General features: G+C 41.5%; 17 protein-coding genes. 2 read left to right on the forward strand and 15 right to left on the reverse strand.

Features of this window, described 5'->3' with window-relative positions; translation table 11 throughout:
* The 12 genes from atpA to BIV16_RS12730 form a co-directional block, all read right to left on the reverse strand.
* Positions 1-1,509: a F0F1 ATP synthase subunit alpha gene (gene atpA / locus BIV16_RS12675; protein ID WP_442971714.1), complete on the reverse strand. Its 1,509-nt coding sequence runs from the start codon at positions 1,507-1,509 to the stop codon at positions 1-3.
* The gene (atpH, locus tag BIV16_RS12680; protein WP_075680472.1) at positions 1,506-2,024 is read right to left on the reverse strand and encodes an ATP synthase F1 subunit delta; all 519 of its coding nucleotides are present in this window, start codon (positions 2,022-2,024) and stop codon (positions 1,506-1,508) included. Before atpH ends, atpA begins: the two co-directional genes overlap by 4 nt.
* The gene (atpF, locus tag BIV16_RS12685) at positions 2,002-2,454 is read right to left on the reverse strand and encodes a F0F1 ATP synthase subunit B (protein ID WP_075680473.1); all 453 of its coding nucleotides are present in this window, start codon (positions 2,452-2,454) and stop codon (positions 2,002-2,004) included. Before atpF ends, atpH begins: the two co-directional genes overlap by 23 nt.
* A 27-nt stretch (positions 2,455-2,481) precedes the next feature.
* Positions 2,482-2,712: an ATP synthase F0 subunit C gene (gene atpE / locus BIV16_RS12690; protein WP_075680474.1), complete on the reverse strand. Its 231-nt coding sequence runs from the start codon at positions 2,710-2,712 to the stop codon at positions 2,482-2,484.
* Positions 2,713-2,741: 29 nt separating this feature from the next.
* The gene (locus tag BIV16_RS12695; protein ID WP_075680475.1) at positions 2,742-3,428 is read right to left on the reverse strand and encodes a F0F1 ATP synthase subunit A; all 687 of its coding nucleotides are present in this window, start codon (positions 3,426-3,428) and stop codon (positions 2,742-2,744) included.
* 454 nt (positions 3,429-3,882) lie between these two features.
* On the reverse strand, positions 3,883-4,743 hold the full coding sequence (rsmI, locus tag BIV16_RS12700; RefSeq protein ID WP_075680476.1) for a 16S rRNA (cytidine(1402)-2'-O)-methyltransferase: 861 nt from the start codon (positions 4,741-4,743) through the stop codon (positions 3,883-3,885).
* Between the two features lie 6 nt (positions 4,744-4,749).
* Positions 4,750-5,511, reverse strand: coding sequence for a tRNA1(Val) (adenine(37)-N6)-methyltransferase (locus tag BIV16_RS12705; protein ID WP_173664550.1), 762 nt, complete (start codon positions 5,509-5,511; stop codon positions 4,750-4,752).
* The gene (locus tag BIV16_RS12710) at positions 5,498-6,406 is read right to left on the reverse strand and encodes a PSP1 domain-containing protein (RefSeq protein WP_075680477.1); all 909 of its coding nucleotides are present in this window, start codon (positions 6,404-6,406) and stop codon (positions 5,498-5,500) included. The genes BIV16_RS12705 and BIV16_RS12710 overlap by 14 nt, the downstream gene beginning before the upstream one ends.
* A 1-nt stretch (position 6,407) precedes the next feature.
* Positions 6,408-7,397, reverse strand: coding sequence for a DNA polymerase III subunit (locus tag BIV16_RS12715; RefSeq protein WP_075680544.1), 990 nt, complete (start codon positions 7,395-7,397; stop codon positions 6,408-6,410).
* A 45-nt stretch (positions 7,398-7,442) separates the two neighbouring features.
* Positions 7,443-7,883, reverse strand: a complete 441-nt coding sequence (locus tag BIV16_RS12720) for a YaaR family protein (protein ID WP_075680478.1) — start codon at positions 7,881-7,883, stop codon at positions 7,443-7,445.
* Positions 7,868-8,473, reverse strand: coding sequence for a guanylate kinase (locus tag BIV16_RS12725; RefSeq protein ID WP_075680479.1), 606 nt, complete (start codon positions 8,471-8,473; stop codon positions 7,868-7,870). Before BIV16_RS12725 ends, BIV16_RS12720 begins: the two co-directional genes overlap by 16 nt.
* A 30-nt stretch (positions 8,474-8,503) precedes the next feature.
* Positions 8,504-9,955: an aminotransferase class I/II-fold pyridoxal phosphate-dependent enzyme gene (locus tag BIV16_RS12730; RefSeq protein WP_075680480.1), complete on the reverse strand. Its 1,452-nt coding sequence runs from the start codon at positions 9,953-9,955 to the stop codon at positions 8,504-8,506.
* A 114-nt stretch (positions 9,956-10,069) separates the two neighbouring features.
* Between BIV16_RS12730 and mobA the strand changes: the two genes are divergently transcribed.
* Positions 10,070-11,149, forward strand: a complete 1,080-nt coding sequence (mobA, locus tag BIV16_RS12735; RefSeq protein WP_075680481.1) for a molybdenum cofactor guanylyltransferase — start codon at positions 10,070-10,072, stop codon at positions 11,147-11,149.
* Position 11,150: 1 nt separating this feature from the next.
* Here mobA and BIV16_RS12740 read toward each other — a convergent pair whose 3' ends face one another.
* Positions 11,151-12,062: a hypothetical protein gene (locus BIV16_RS12740; RefSeq protein WP_075680482.1), complete on the reverse strand. Its 912-nt coding sequence runs from the start codon at positions 12,060-12,062 to the stop codon at positions 11,151-11,153.
* Position 12,063: 1 nt separating this feature from the next.
* Entirely contained in the window at positions 12,064-12,693 is a 630-nt protein-coding gene (locus BIV16_RS12745; RefSeq protein ID WP_173664551.1) for a type IV toxin-antitoxin system AbiEi family antitoxin domain-containing protein, read from the reverse strand.
* 248 nt (positions 12,694-12,941) lie between these two features.
* On the opposite strand from BIV16_RS12745, the gene BIV16_RS12750 reads away from it, so the two are divergent.
* Positions 12,942-13,448 carry a hypothetical protein gene (locus BIV16_RS12750; protein WP_075680484.1) on the forward strand — a complete coding sequence of 169 codons (507 nt, stop codon included), beginning with the start codon at positions 12,942-12,944 and terminating at the stop codon, positions 13,446-13,448.
* Between the two features lie 257 nt (positions 13,449-13,705).
* Here the strand turns inward: BIV16_RS12750 and BIV16_RS12755 are convergent, their stop codons facing one another.
* Positions 13,706-15,040: a D-alanyl-D-alanine carboxypeptidase family protein gene (locus BIV16_RS12755; RefSeq protein ID WP_242940375.1), complete on the reverse strand. Its 1,335-nt coding sequence runs from the start codon at positions 15,038-15,040 to the stop codon at positions 13,706-13,708.
* Positions 15,041-15,282 lie beyond the last annotated feature (242 nt).

The raw sequence follows: 15,282 nt of genomic DNA on the forward strand, positions 1-15,282 counted from the left end.
TTAACCTTCAAACTCTTTTACTGCGTCCATGATTTTCGTTACCAACTCATCGTTGATTGCTTTTGTCTCTTCAATCTCTTTTCCAAGTTCTGGATGTTTCAAATCCATGAAGGAAAGAAGTTCACCCTGACGGTTCTTTACTTCCTTGGTTGGAATCTTATCAAAGACACCATTGTTTGCCATACAAAGTGTCATAACCTGCTCATGCAGGGAAAGTGGATGACAAAGTGGCTGTTTCAAAAGTTCCATCAAAGCTTTTCCGTGCTGTAACTGTGCTTTGGTTGCATCATCCAAATCAGATGCGAACTGTGTAAACACTTCCATCTCACGGTACTGGGCAAGGTCGATACGGATACTTCCGGATGCTTTCTTCATTGCCTTTGTCTGAGCAGCACCACCGACACGGGATACGGAAAGTCCGACGTTTACGGCAGGTCTCATACCGGAGTTGAATAAGTTACTCTCTAAGAAAATCTGTCCATCTGTAATAGAAATTACGTTTGTAGGGATGTATGCAGATACATCACCCGCCTGTGTCTCGATGATAGGAAGTGCTGTAATAGAACCTCCGCCAAGTTCATCGCTTAAACGGCTGGAACGCTCTAACAGTCTGGAATGTAAGTAGAATACATCACCAGGATAAGCCTCACGTCCAGGAGAACGCTCTAACAATAAGGACAGTGCACGGTATGCAACCGCATGTTTTGACAAATCATCATAGACAATCAGGACATCTTTTCCCTGATGCATGAAATGCTCTGCTAATGCTGTTCCTGCATATGGTGCAATATACTGCAAGGATGCCGGATCACTTGCTGTGGATGATAATACGATGGAATAATCCATTGCATCATGTTTTGTTAACGTGGAAACAATCTTGGCTACGGTAGAAGCTTTCTGACCGATTGCCACATAAATACAGATGACATCTTTTCCCTTCTGGTTGATGATGGTATCTGTTGCGATTGATGTCTTACCGGTCTGACGGTCACCGATGATTAACTCACGCTGTCCGCGACCGATTGGGAACATGGAATCGATGGAAAGGATTCCTGTCTCCATTGGAGTATCTACGGATTTACGCTCTACAATACCCGGTGCCTCTTCCTCGATTGGACGGTAATCTTCTTCTTTAATCTCACCTTTTCCATCGATTGGCTCACCTAACGCATTGATGATTCTTCCGATGAATCCCTCACCTACCGGGATTCCTGCTTTTTTCTTGGTTCTAACAACCTTTGTTCCTTCTTTGATTCCGGTATCTCTACCAAACAAGATTACACCAATCTCATTCTGGCGGATATCCTGAACCATTCCTTTTACTCCATTATCAAAGATGACGATCTCACCATACATTGCATGGTCAATTCCGTAAATGGTTGCAATTCCGTCGCCGACCCAGATTACGGTACCGGTCTCACGGCTTGCATCATCCCAATTGATATTTTCAATTTCACTTTGGATAATGGAGATGATATCTGTTGCACTAATTGCGCCCACAGGGGTCACCTCCCAGTTAATTTTCTTTCTAGCTGACGAAGACGTCCTTCATAACTTCTATCATACTCTTGGTGAAGCACTTTTACGACATAACCACCTAATAAGGATTCGTCGACTTTTTTTGTCAGCTCTATTTTTTCTTCCGGATATTTGCTTTGTAACAGTTGCTCTGCTTCCTCGACTTCCTCTTTTACAGGCTCTCCTGCACTGATGAATTCCGCACGAAGAATGTGGTTTTCTTTATCCCAGTACTGATAAAATGCTTTGTAAATATCCCGCATCTCATCACAATATCCAATTCTGCACATCATCTTCACAAAGTTCGTGATGACTTCCGGCAGTCCTTCTAATGCAAAGACACGCTCGATAATCTCATATTTCTTCGCATTTGGAATTGTCGGGTTTTCCAGAGTTTTCTGCAACTCGGGAGTCAAAAAGAAAAGCTGTTCCGCTTTCTCGACATCCTCCCTTTTCGCAGACAGCCGGTATAAAACTTTTGCGTTATTTACTGCTGCCTGTGTCATGAGCATCACCTGTCTTTACAATTTTTCTTGCTGCAATCAGAGCGAGTTTTGCAATCTCAGCCTGTGCTGCCTGTGTTGCTTTCTCCTGCTCATTTGCAATGTCGACTTTTGCTTTTTCAAGCATATGTTCTGCTTCGCCTCTTGTTCTCTCAAGAGTCTTGGCATGTTCTTCTTCTGCACGCGCTCTTGCATCCAGAATAATCTGATCTGCTTCTGTCTTGGCATTTTCCAGTTTCTCATGGTACTCTGCTTTTAACTTTGAAGCCTCGTCCTGATCTTTTTTTGCATTGTCAAACTGCTGTTTGACCATATTCTCTCTTGCCTCAATCACTTTCATTACTGGCTGATATAAGAACTTTTTAAAGACCAAATATAAGACGAGCAGATTGACTACTGTCCACAAGATGTTCCATGGATCTACACTTAGCATCGCTACGCCTTCCTTTCTGTCTGAAAATTATTTGAGGAAAAGAATGATTAATAATGCGATAACGAAACCATAAATAGCGGTTGCTTCTGCAAGGGCACATCCTAAAAGAAGTGCTTTACTGATTTTACCTTCTGCTTCTGGCTGTCTTGCGATTGCATCTACTGCACTGCTTGTTGCTTTACCGATTCCAAGACCAGCTCCGATACCTGTTAATACTGCTACACCTGCTCCGATTGCTACTAATAATGTTGATGACATAATTTTTCTCTCCTTTTTAAAAACAATTATTATTCGGTTGCTTCTTTAATGAACAACCCGGTCAGGAATACAAACACATATGCCTGTATCAGACCATCAAAAATATCAAAATAGCAGCTAAATACTGCCGGTACGACTGCCGGTACAACCATTTTCAACAGTTCCATGATAACGAAAGAACCAAGGACGTTTCCGAACAATCGCATACACAATGATAACGGCTTAATAAAAATCTCTAAGATATTGATAGGAAGTATGATTGGCATTGGTTCCGCAAAGCTTTTCACCCAGCCTTTCGCACCTTTTGCCCGAATTCCGGATACTTCAATTAACACAATACTCATGAACGCCAAAGCCGCTGTTACGTTCATATCTTTTGTTGGTGGCTTAAATCCTAATAATCCAATCAGATTCGCAATTCCTATGTAGATTGCCACTGCAGAGAGGTACGGAATGTATGCTTTTCCTTTCTCTCCCACGGTCTCACTGAAGAAATCGTTCAATCCCTTTACTGCGGTCTCTACCACAATCTGCCTGCGTCCGGGGTGTTCTACACTCAAATTCCGGCTCAGTAGAATACACAGTAAAAAAACAACTGCCATAATGATCCACGTTACCACAACGGATTCATAAATCGGTATCCCACCAAAGATGGGTATGGTAAACACGGTCTCGCAGTTCAGCTCCTCCAAAAGACCCTCTACAAGAGCATCCATCTGCATAACCTCCTTTCTCTAAGTTGGAGCTTATTTTCTTTGTTGCATTAAGATTTTATCACTCCCTTTTTTTATGTCAATCTTTCTTCCTATTATAGTTTTTTATGCACTTTTTCATGTTTTTCCGTAAGCTTTTTATACATTTTGTTGTAAAATCTTTTTCATTTTTAGTAATTTTCACAATTGATTTTTTCACAATTTTGTTATCTTTTCTTTTTCATCCAATTTTTTTGTTCAAAAAATGCAGGAAAAAATTGCTATTTTTCCATGTTTTTAACAAGGAAACTTTGATTATCAAACATTTTAGAATGTATTTCTACCTATTTTAGAATTATTTTCTATTTGGTTTATAAATATTTTATAATTAGATGTCTTTTATAGAAAAAAGAGACCCTTTCGGGCCTCTTTGCGTCTCTTCTTACCTTATTTATATATAAATTATAAATTATTTTTTCTATTTCTCACTCTCTAACAGTGCCTGATAAATATCGCGCTTGCTGACACCTCTGTCTTTTGCGACAAGTTTCATGGCCTCTTTGTGGTTGACACCTTGATTTTCATAAATTGCCATGTGCTCCTCAATCGTCATGCTCTCCCAGGATTTCTTCTGTTCCTCTTCGATTTCCTGCATGCTTTTGCCTTCGATGACAAGGACATATTCTCCACGCGGCTCGTTCTCCTGATAGAAACGTAATGCATCGTCAATTGTTGTCAGTTTCTTTTCCTCGTAGCGTTTGGTAAGCTCCCGGCAGATGGTGATGCGACGATTGCCGAGCGCCTGCTGCAGTTCTTTTAAAGTTGCAGCCAGATGATGTGGTGCCTCATAAATGATGATGGTTCTCGTCTCATCTTTTAGGCGTTCTAAGATAAAGGCACGCCCTTTTTTCTCTTTTGGAAGGAATGCTTCAAAGGAAAACCGTCTTGTCTTCTGACCGGACATGGTAAGTGCCGTAATGCAGGCACACGCGCCGGGCAGGGATGTCACTTCGATTCCTTCCTCGTAGCAGATTCGCACCAAATCCTCTCCGGGGTCTGAGATTCCAGGGGTTCCTGCATCCGTAATGAGCGCAATATCTTTTCCTTCACGAAGCTTATCCACAAGCTGGTAAGCCTTTTCAATCTTGTTGTATTCATGATAACTGGTCATCGGGGTCTTGATTTCAAAATGATTGAGCAGCTTAATTGAGTTTCTGGTATCCTCTGCTGCAATCAAATCCACCTCTTGCAGAGTCCGGACCACACGATAGGTAATATCCTCTAAATTTCCAATTGGAGTGGCACACAAATATAATTTGCCTTGTTTCTTATTTTCCATTCACTTCTACCTCTCGCTTTCTTCTTCGTATCCGTAAATCTCATAGACCTCTTTTGTATACACACCGGGTTTCTCATAGACAATCAGCGGTTTTTCCACCGTAATTCTGGATTTTGCTCCTTTTATCCCCTCTAATAGCACCATGTTTGGCTCTTTATCCACAAAAGGATGTACCAGACGCATTCGTTTTGGTTCTATCTGGTATTCCACCATCTTGCTGATAATCTCGGCAAGGCGGAAGGGACGATGCACCATGAAAAAATGACCGCCCTGTTTTAACAGTTTTGCGCTTTCTCTTAAAATATCATCCAGGTCGCACAATACTTCATGGCGGGCAATCGCTTTTGCAAGATTGTCTGCCTGTTTTCCATGGTCTCCAATCATATAGGGCGGATTGGTTGTGATAACATCAAAAGAAGATGCTCCAAAACGATTGGACGCATCTTTGATATCACCAAGTACAATCTCAATTTTTTCTTCTAATTGGTTCATTCTCACGCTGCGCGCTGCCATATCTGCACTTTCTTTTTGAATCTCAAGTGCTGTAAAATGCGCTGCATCAGTCTTTGCCTCCATGAGAATCGGAATCACGCCGGTTCCGGTGCCAATATCAAGAACGCGGTCCCCCCTTTTCGCTTTTGCAAAGGAAGAAAGAAGAACCGCGTCAATTCCAAAACAGAACCGGGATGGGTCCTGTATGATGTGGTACCCATTCCGGTAAAGATCATCAACTCTCTCTTGTTCTTGAACGAGATTATTTGGTATCATCGATTTTGGATTTTCCTCCTCTATCCTCTAACGCTTCTAATTCTTTTAATTCCTTTGCGCTGAGTTTCACGTTGTCTTTGCGTCTCTTTGGTTTGAAACGTAACTGTTCTACGTGATAATCGCGGATTTCTTTTTCATCATCAACGGTAACGATTACTTTCACCATCTGGCGGAGCACACTGACAGAAGATACTTCACCTTTTAATCCATCATCCGTTGTAACATAATCGCCAACATTTGGAAGGCGGCTGTTTAAGTATTCGTAAGTCTCTTCCTCATTTTTCAGACAACACATCAGACGTCCACAAACACCGGAAATCTTGGTTGGGTTTAAAGAAAGATTCTGTTCTTTTGCCATCTTAATGGAAACCGGAACGAACTCGGATAAATATGTGTGACAGCACAATGCACGTCCACAGATTCCGATTCCACCCATAATCTTCGTCTCATCTCTGACACCAATCTGGCGAAGCTCAATTCTGGTACGGAATACTGCTGCAAGGTCTTTTACCAGCTCACGGAAATCGATTCGTCCGTCTGCGGTAAAATAGAACAACAGTTTGTTGTTGTCAAAGGTATATTCTGCCTCGACAAGCTTCATCTCTAATTTATGTTTTGCAATCTTTTCCAGACAAATTTTAAAGGCTTCCTTCTCTTTTTCATGATTCTTCTCTTCCACCTTTAAATCGTCTGCGGTTGCAATACGGATAACCGGTTTCAATGGCTGTACGACTGTCTCATCCGGTACATCCTTCGGTGCAATCATAACGGTTCCAAGTTCCACGCCTCTCGCCGTCTCTACAATGACTTTTGTCGTTACTTTTAAATCTAATTTTGCTGGATCAAAATAATAAATCTTGCCTGCGGTTCGAAAACGAACTCCTACTACCTTCATTCTAATTCTCCTTTATCGTCAGGAGCAGTAACTCAATAACCAAATCGAAATTTACATTTGCATTCAAACGAACCTGTGCTTTCTGCAAGGCCTCTATGATGGTCTCAATTCCATTGTACGAGCTCTTCGCTGCCTGTTTTTTTATGTCATAAACTTCATCTTTGAATATAAGCTTATTTACATCATTTGTGGCTTTGTAATACAAGATGTCGCGGTACCATACCATCATCAGGTCAAAGTAATCCTTGACCTGGAGTTTGTATTCACTAATCTGTTTGACCGCCTCAGTCATCTCATATAAATCAATATCATCTAGCCGCTTCAACAACTGCAAAGCGGAATTTTTTAACTCATTAAAGCTGTCAGAAGATGCAAGCTGGATTGCTTTCCCAACATTTCCCTGCGCAAACGCTACACACACATCTGCCTGATAATCCGGAACCTGATACTCTTTCATCAGAAAAGCTCTGATTTCCTCATCCGGAACCGCTTTTAAATTCAGACGGACACAGCGGGATAAGATGGTTGGCAGAAACATATCTGCATTGGTCGTCAGAAGTAAAATTACCGCATAGGAAGCCGGCTCCTCAATCGTTTTCAGCAGCGCATTCTGCGCCTGAACGTTCATTTTCTCTGCCTCATCGACAATGTATATCTTACGTTTGCTGCTGTATGGCTTCACCACAATATCGTTGTTAATCTGTGTACGAACATCATCCACGGAAATCGTATTTGGCTTCTCGTGCGTCACATAAATGATATCCGGCTGATTTTTGCGCATTGCCTGCTTGCAGGAATGACACTCCATACAAGGCTCTGTTCCACCCTTTTCACACTGCAAGGTCTGCGCAAACGCTTCCGCAATCATCATTTTACCAGACTTTTCCGGTCCGTTCAAAATATATGCGTGCGATACCTTATCCATGGAAATGGCATTCTGTAAATGTGAAATAATCTGTTCATGTCCAATTATCTTTGAAAATTCTGCCATAGCTGTCACCATGCCTTTCCTGACCGTTTTTCGGTCCAAACTGCCTTATGTCAAAATATCAAGCAACAATCCCCGTATCTCGCCAATCCGGTTTAAGATAGAGATATGGTCTTTCTCATCACTCATCAACTCTCTTGCAAGCTCATCGAGGTTCTCGTCTACCAGTTTTACCAGACCGTATACACGATGGCGTCCTTTCCGGTCGAGGAAATTCTCTCTGGAAAATTTATGGGAACGAAAGACAACCTCGTTCATAAATTCCCGGATTTTCTCACGATATTTTTTCATATCGCGGATATCCATGTGCTGTGCAATTGCATTCCCCTGTGCCGTAATGTCTTTTAAAAGGCCTTCTATCTGTGCCTGAAGGTCGGCATCATCGATTGCACTCGCCAATGTGTACTTGAAAGAGCCGTCTCCCAGTTCTGCTTTTACCGTATCCGGCACCTGCGTGATGGGTGTGGTCGAATTTACTTTGATATCCAAGGATTTCCTCCCTCCTGAATGAATCGCGCTATCGCTCTTTCTGTCTCTTCCAGATTGATGTTTGCAAACCGGGTCGTAATATTGGCCTCCCGTAATTTTTCTTCTGAAAAATCTGCATCATCCGCCAGAAATCTGCGGCATAACTCCGCGTATTTGGGTTCGGCCTGTTTCCGCTCCCGGTCTAGCGCACGCTGTAAGCGTAATCCATCCTCAACTTCTATATAGATTGGTATCACGGCTTCCTCACCGTAATATTCTCTGATTTTCACAAAAGATTCCAGCGTTCCAATGACTAAATAATCCTGGTGGCTTAACTCCACCTGACCGTCATCTACCGTAAAATAATTCCAGATTCCCTGAACCGTGTGGTAAGAACGAAGTTCAATGACTTTTCCGGCATCTTCTAACGCTTTCATCTTCTTCTCATCACAGAAAAAGTATTCCACACCATCCTGCTCTCCAGAACGAATCGGTCTTGTTGTATATGAAACGATGGTTTTCAAAGAAAGAGCAGGCTCCTTTATCAGACTCTGATAAATTGTGTCCTTTCCGGTAGAACTCTTTCCCATTATGCAATATATTTTTCCCATATCTTCTGCCTCTTAAGTATAATATAGTCTTTACAAATATACAATCTTAATCCTGTTTTGTTCGATATTCTTTGCGCCCTCAATCGCCAGATTCATCTGACTACATTTGTAAATCTGTTGTACAAATTCTTCGTCGATGATTTCACCCGGCACAATCATTGGAATTCCCGGCGGATATAAGTAGACGTATTCTGCGGACATCTCTCCAATTGCTTCCTCTAACGCAACCTCTCTTGTATAGAAAGTCTCCGCCTGATAAATCTGCATTTTCTTCTGCTTCGGGCGGTAACTCTTTGCCAGAAAGGAGCCACTGGATGATTCTCCACACAGTTTCGCATTTTCCGGTAAGTTATCCACACTGTCTAAGTGGTTATCTAGTTCTTTTAGTGCATAAGCAAGGCGATCCATGCCTTCTTTTGTATCCAGGATGCTTGTCATTCCAAGCACATATTCTGCGGACACCATCTCCATCTGAAGGTGGTAATGATGTAACAGCTCCTCATGAAGCATTTTCCCGGTAAATCCTCTTTTTCTGGAAAAAATCACAAGCTTGGAATCGTCCCAGTCAAAAATATGCTCCTTTTGCAATTCCTCCCTTGTCATCACATGAAGATTGTGAAGTCCTCTCACTTCCTCATAAAACGAATTCAATAACACCTTATAATCCGAAAACAGTGTCTCCTTTTCCTTGGAAAGCATGCGGATACAGCGATCCATTCCCGCCATGAAAAGGTAGGACGGCGAGCTTGTCTCATAGATTCCAAGATATTTTTCCACTTTTTCTGCATCAATCCGGTCTGAAAAAAGATGCAACAGCGCCGTCTGGGTAAAAGATGGCAGCGTCTTATGCAGACTCATAATCACAGCATCTGCACCTTCTTTTCCGGCTTCCTTTGGTACGCCAGCCGACAATCCAAAATGCGCTCCGTGTGCCTCATCCACAATCAGTGGTACTCCGTGTGCATGCGCCACTTTTGCAATGCCCGCAACATCCGATACGATTCCCTCGTAGGTTGGCGATGTAATGACAACCGCCGAGATATCCGGGTGTTGTTCAAATGACTTCTCCACCTGCTCCGGTGTAATCTGCCCCTGAATCCCATTTTCTAGAATATCCGGGTACACATATTCCACCCAAAGCTCATTCAAAAAGGTTGCATGGTAAACTGCCTTATGACAATTTCTTGCCATTAAAACCTTATCTCTTTTTCTTGTTGCGGCACAGACTGCTGTTAAAATTCCACAGGTACTTCCGTTAATCAGGTAATAACTTCTCTTCGCACCGTAAAGCTCTCTTGCACGCTCCTGCGCCTCTTTTAAAATACCGGTCGCATGATGTAAATTATCAAAACCGTCAATTTCTGTTATATCAATCCCGTAAGGGTTTTCGAACTCCAGTTCTCTTCTCTTATGACCTGGCATATGAAAAGGATACACATCTGTGTTGTGATATTCCTTTAACTTCTGATCTAAATACTGCATGATCTATCCTTTCTTTCGCCGACTATTTTCATTATAATATGAAAAGAATTGCAAAACAAGAAAAGAATATGATATAGTAGTGTTTACGATTTTGGAAAAAGAATGGAGACTATCATGGAACGTGCACTTGTAATCCTATGCGGCGGAAAAAGTACGCGCATGGGAACCGACAAAGCTCTTCTCCCGTTTGGAGACTCTTGCTTAATTGAATATCTTGTTTCAGAATTCTCCCCTTATTTTTCAAAGATTTATCTTTCGGTAAAAATTAAGGGTGATTATGCACATCTGAACTTAGACGTCACGGAAATTCCAGACCTTTACGCAAATGCCGGTCCACTGTCCGGTGTTTTCAGTGCTCTGTCTATGATTGACGAGGATAAAGCCTTTTTCATGTCTGTGGACACGCCGTTTTTAGAACCTGCCACAGGAATCCACCTTTTAGAGGAACTGGAAGATGCTGACATCTGCACCATCGCAGGCTCCATTTCACAATATGAAACACCGACCGGCGTCTTTTCCAAAAACTGTATTACGACGATTGGAAAATGTCTCCTGCTTCATCAGCTTACATTTAAGAACCTGCATGAAAAATGCAGGACAAAGTTCTTGCCGGGAAGTGATTTTGATGAAATTATCTCCATGCCACTTGCACTCCAGTATTTTAGCATGGATACCCGCGCTGAATATTATCATGCACTTCGCATTTTAAGTGGACTGGAAACCGCAAAGGAATCGGATTCCCTGATTGAATATTTTCATGACAAGCACGATTTGTTTGAGCACAGCGCACCGGTCATCTCGGTCTGTTCAAAACCGGGAAGCCTCGTTCTACCGTTCTTAAAACAGCTTGCAGACCTTTTAGAAAAAAATGGCTACCATGTCTGTGTGATTAGCCGGGAACAACCGGATTTCATCCTTCACAACATGACAGATTCCTGTTCCGTTGAGCAGATTGCTGCGTCCTTAACATCCTGCGACCTTATCTTGCTCGATGAACCCGAAAGCAGCTCGAAATATACTATGGAAGTCTTACGCAAAGGCTGGAATGAGGAACTTCTTCTTCCAGAAGACAAACTCCTTGCCATTGTCACTGACTTCTCTTACAAAAAAGAAACAGCGGTCCCTGTCTTTGACAGCAACCGCCCGCGTAACCTGATTCAGTTTCTTCGTGATTTTATGGAACAACATCGTTAATTTATCCCAGATAACGTCCCAGTTCCGGCATCCAGTCATCGAAAAAGATTTCATCACAGCACACCGCATGCCAAAGCGGTTTCATAAACGATTGAAACTTTTTCATGACTTCCTGCCAGGAAATCTTTTCCTTCTTATGATGTCTTACATATTTCTCCCATCTTTTTCGCATATAAGAATAATCCGCATAAGATGCAATTTCTTTCAGACGCTCTTCCTTTTTTACAACCGGCTTTACCTCGCATAATTTTGTTAAAATCTCAAGCACGTGACGACCGTTCATTGCCTGTTCGGAAAGGATACTGTAAATCGTATCAAATGTTTTCATGTCCGGTACAAGCTCCATTTTCTCCATCACTTCAAACAGATTTTCCGCCAAAACCGTCTCAAACGGGTACTGATAATACGTAACCGTCTTTTTCTGATTTAACGTCATTTGTAGTTTCTTTTTTTCCGGAATCAGATTCTCATAAGCGACCGGTTCTATCTGTAAGTAGACGGGAACTTCCATTTCCTCCAGGGCTGCATTCAGATACACCTCAACGCGGTTTCCTTTTTGAACGGCATTTCCCTTCCAGGATATCATAGAATTCTGGTCTGCCCCAAAGACGATTGCAATCAACGCAAGTCCCAGTAACCGCGACAATTTCTGTCCCGGCACCAGTTTATTGGGTTCTAGTTTTTTGGAACTCTCCCTATATTTTAGTTTGAGAATCAAATCATTTTTCCTGCGATACTGCTCCAACCCAAGAATCTGGCTGTTCTCAATCCACAGATATTCTTTAAAACCTGACTCAAAGAGCAGACGGACAACCTCTTCTAACACATACCCTGCCAAAAGATTGGAAAACGGAATCTGCAGTTCCTCACTTTTTCTTTTTAAAAATGTACTATCGATGACACTCTGTTTCATCTTATAGCCACACTCCAATCATTGTCTGTACCTTCTTTAACACTTTCCGCTCCCTTGCATAGCGCATCAGTTTTTCCACGTCCTTGTCCGTGTCCTGAATGTAGGAAAGAAGTCCTTCCTTCCAGATTTCCCGATCCATTTTGTCCTCATATTTTAAACAGTCACACACAAGTCTCTCACGCTCGTAGATTTTCATTTTCTTATCTCCGAGCTTAATGGTTGTGACGCCAAGTTGAAGCACCTCTGGCTCTGTGTAAAAAGGTGTCACCTGTGGGTAATCCAGCTTAAAACGGGATTTCGACGTGTTCTTATCTACCGCAATTTTCCATCCATACGGCTTTTTTGACGTATAGCCATAGAAAAACAGGGCGCTCTCCAGGCAAAGAACTCCATCCGGAAACAGCATGGCTATCAGCTCTTCCTCAGAAAAATCGTCGAACGTCACCGCATAATAACCGTTTTTTACACGAATCAATTCTCCCTTTTCTACATAGGAAAGTATTTTCCGATAATCGACACCAAGCTCTTTTATCTGTTCCTTTTTGATAATTCCGCCTTTTTGGCGTATAAACGTTTTGATTTTGTCCAGCGTTACATCTGGCTTCTCCATTTCTCCATTCGTAGTATTCATTTTTTTCCGCTCCATACTATCATTTGTGGTATATTTTTACTATATCGTAATCACAATTCGTTGTCAATTTCAGATTGAACTACTGAAAACTTTTTCATTCTCACTTCATATTCTTTCATTTTATCTATATTTTTCTATTATGTCAGATATTTTACAAATTCCACTTGTGATGCTCCAAATTATGTCGTAAACTGAATTTAGACATTTTTTCTTGTCGTTTATGTCGCATCAAAGAAAGGACTTATACTATGGAAGAATATGCTTCTTTACGAAAAAATCCATCCCGCAAAACCTGTGAGGATGTCATTAAACGGATTCTTTTTGCTGAGATTGCAGAAAATGGAACGAATGCACACTTTAGAAGTGCCTCCGATTTTATGAGCTACTTCGAGTCTCTCTATCCTGCGTCCGAGGCGCTCACCAAACAGGTTCAGCGCGCTGTAAAAACCTTGGATATGCCGCGTGATGAAAAAGGTTATTTTATTGTCAATAAATCCAAGGAACAGTTTGCACAGGAAAAGGAGCTTTCTGCCACCTTGAAAAAGGCAGATGCCGGTGTGTTTTCCTTAACCGATTGTGTTCCGGTTCTTCTAAAAGCGGACGCCGCTCTTTGTCCTTATCTCACAGAACTGTTATCGCAATCCCCTCTGGCCGGTGATTTGATTGTGACCATTACGAACTGTAACAATGGATTACTCTTGTATACCAAAAGGGAAAAAGAGCTTTTGGCTGTGCTTGAGAATCTTGTGATGTAGGTTTTCTTTCGCTATTTTGTTGGCTGTCTTTCTGGTTTCGTATAATTATCTTTCTAAAAATGTGTTGTTAATTACTATAATTTACATTGTTTTCAGATAATTTTGCGTAATTTTCTTAGTGTCTTATATAATAAAAACGACAATATCTTTGATTTGATATTGTCGTTTTTGTTATATTTGTTATCTTAATTTGACTTTTCTTTTTGTTCTTGTCTTTTAGTTTCTCTTTGAACGGAAGCTCAAGTTACTTTTTTCTTTTATCTTCTCTTTGAACGGAAGCTTAAGTTACTTTTTTTCTTTTTTCTCTTTTGCTTTTTGCTATATTTACGAACTTCAATATTATGCCGCATGATATAAAAATTGTCTGCCGCACGTCTTGCTACAAAAAAGATTACAACAAGTGCTAACACACCTAACAAAATTAGAATTACGATGAGCGGATTGATATGAAGTGTTTTCTTTTCCGCATCTTCTACATTGTCAAAATCAAACGTTTTGACATCGGTATCCGTCACGACAATGTCCGCTTTTCCGACCTGGCGTCCCATATAAGTGTAACTTAGCTCTCCCACCACCTTATCGATGGTATTATCCTGATTCACCTCAACGGTGGTATCCTGAAACTCTGCCGTTTTTGGAAGTACAATCTGAGCATCCTGGTCAATCTGTGCATACGCCGGATAGTCATTCAGGGAACCAACATTCTGGTTCACCTCATTCTCATATCGGTTTTCATTATCTGCGATGTTCCACATCTGGAAATTATCAAAACAATAATCAAACAGCGTGGTACTGTCTAGCCAATGCGCCGGGGAAATCGTGTTCATCACGACGCATACCAGCGTCATTCCGTCTTTCTCTGCATAGGTAACAAGTGTGCTGTTTGCCACCTTTGTAAAACCGGTCTTACCACCCGTACAATATTCGTATTTAAACTGTGTATATTTCCAAGGATACAGCATCTCATTGTGATTCTGTAATGGTGTTGGATCGGAATGTTTATTTGTCGGTGGAATCGTATAACGGGCTGTTCCTGTAATAATCCGGAACGTCTCATTTTTATATGCCGCCTGCGAAATCAGCGCCATATCTCTTGCCGAGGTATAATGCTGCTCATCTGGCAGACCGTTTGGATTGTTAAAATGCGTGTTGGTACAGCCAAGCTCTTTTGCTTTTTCATTCATCATCTCAACAAAATGCTCTTCCGTACCGCCCACGTGCTCTGCAATCGCCCACGCACACTCATTCGCAGAGGCTAACATAATTCCATACAAACATTGTTCCACGGTCATCTCTTCGCCAACATCACGCGAAATATGGGACGTATCACCTTCATTCTTATATACGGCTTCCTTTGAGAATGTGACAATCTCATCCATGCTACAATTTTCAATAGCAAGCAAGGTTGTCATAATCTTCGTAATACTTGCCGGATATAGCTGCTGGTCTGCATTTTTTTCATATAAAACCGTTCCTGTGGATACCTCCATCACAATTGCCGATGGTGTGTCAATCGTCGGCCCCTCCGGCCAATACTTAGCAGCCTCAACCTTCTGTGGAAAGCTTGTCAAAAGACAAAACGCTGCCAACACTATTCCTGTTATTCTTTTCCAATGTATCTTTTTCAATCTTCTATCCTCAACTTCTATTTTCAGAGACTTTTCTGCCTGCACGGCTATCTATAAGTATAAACGCATGGTTTTTCTGTTGCAACAACTTTTCACCAAATTAAAGAAAAATGCTTTTTTTATCCACAATTTTATTGTAAAATAACCTCATGCAGTGGATAAGCTACCGTTTTTTCTTATCCCTTGTAAATAAATAGTAGGAGTTT

The organism is Roseburia sp. 831b (assembly GCF_001940165.2).
GTDB lineage: Bacteria > Bacillota > Clostridia > Lachnospirales > Lachnospiraceae > Roseburia.

Bases quoted from the DNA above. Each gene is read 5' to 3' on its own strand.
- atpF (WP_075680473.1), bottom strand. From the start codon at position 2,454: ATGCTAAGTGTAGATCCATGGAACATCTTGTGGACAGTAGTCAATCTG.
- BIV16_RS12695 (WP_075680475.1), bottom strand. From the start codon at position 3,428: ATGGATGCTCTTGTAGAGGGTCTTTTGGAGGAGCTGAACTGCGAGACC.
- BIV16_RS12730 (WP_075680480.1), bottom strand. From the start codon at position 9,955: ATGCAGTATTTAGATCAGAAGTTAAAGGAATATCACAACACAGATGTG.
- rsmI (WP_075680476.1), bottom strand. From the start codon at position 4,743: ATGGAAAATAAGAAACAAGGCAAATTATATTTGTGTGCCACTCCAATT.
- BIV16_RS12750 (WP_075680484.1), top strand. From the start codon at position 12,942: ATGGAAGAATATGCTTCTTTACGAAAAAATCCATCCCGCAAAACCTGT.
- atpH (WP_075680472.1), bottom strand. From the start codon at position 2,024: ATGACACAGGCAGCAGTAAATAACGCAAAAGTTTTATACCGGCTGTCT.
- BIV16_RS12740 (WP_075680482.1), bottom strand. From the start codon at position 12,062: ATGAAACAGAGTGTCATCGATAGTACATTTTTAAAAAGAAAAAGTGAG.
- BIV16_RS12725 (WP_075680479.1), bottom strand. From the start codon at position 8,473: ATGGGAAAAATATATTGCATAATGGGAAAGAGTTCTACCGGAAAGGAC.
- atpE (WP_075680474.1), bottom strand. From the start codon at position 2,712: ATGTCATCAACATTATTAGTAGCAATCGGAGCAGGTGTAGCAGTATTA.
- mobA (WP_075680481.1), top strand. From the start codon at position 10,070: ATGGAACGTGCACTTGTAATCCTATGCGGCGGAAAAAGTACGCGCATG.
- BIV16_RS12715 (WP_075680544.1), bottom strand. From the start codon at position 7,397: ATGGCAGAATTTTCAAAGATAATTGGACATGAACAGATTATTTCACAT.
- BIV16_RS12705 (WP_173664550.1), bottom strand. From the start codon at position 5,511: ATGATACCAAATAATCTCGTTCAAGAACAAGAGAGAGTTGATGATCTT.
- BIV16_RS12745 (WP_173664551.1), bottom strand. From the start codon at position 12,693: ATGAATACTACGAATGGAGAAATGGAGAAGCCAGATGTAACGCTGGAC.
- BIV16_RS12710 (WP_075680477.1), bottom strand. From the start codon at position 6,406: ATGAAGGTAGTAGGAGTTCGTTTTCGAACCGCAGGCAAGATTTATTAT.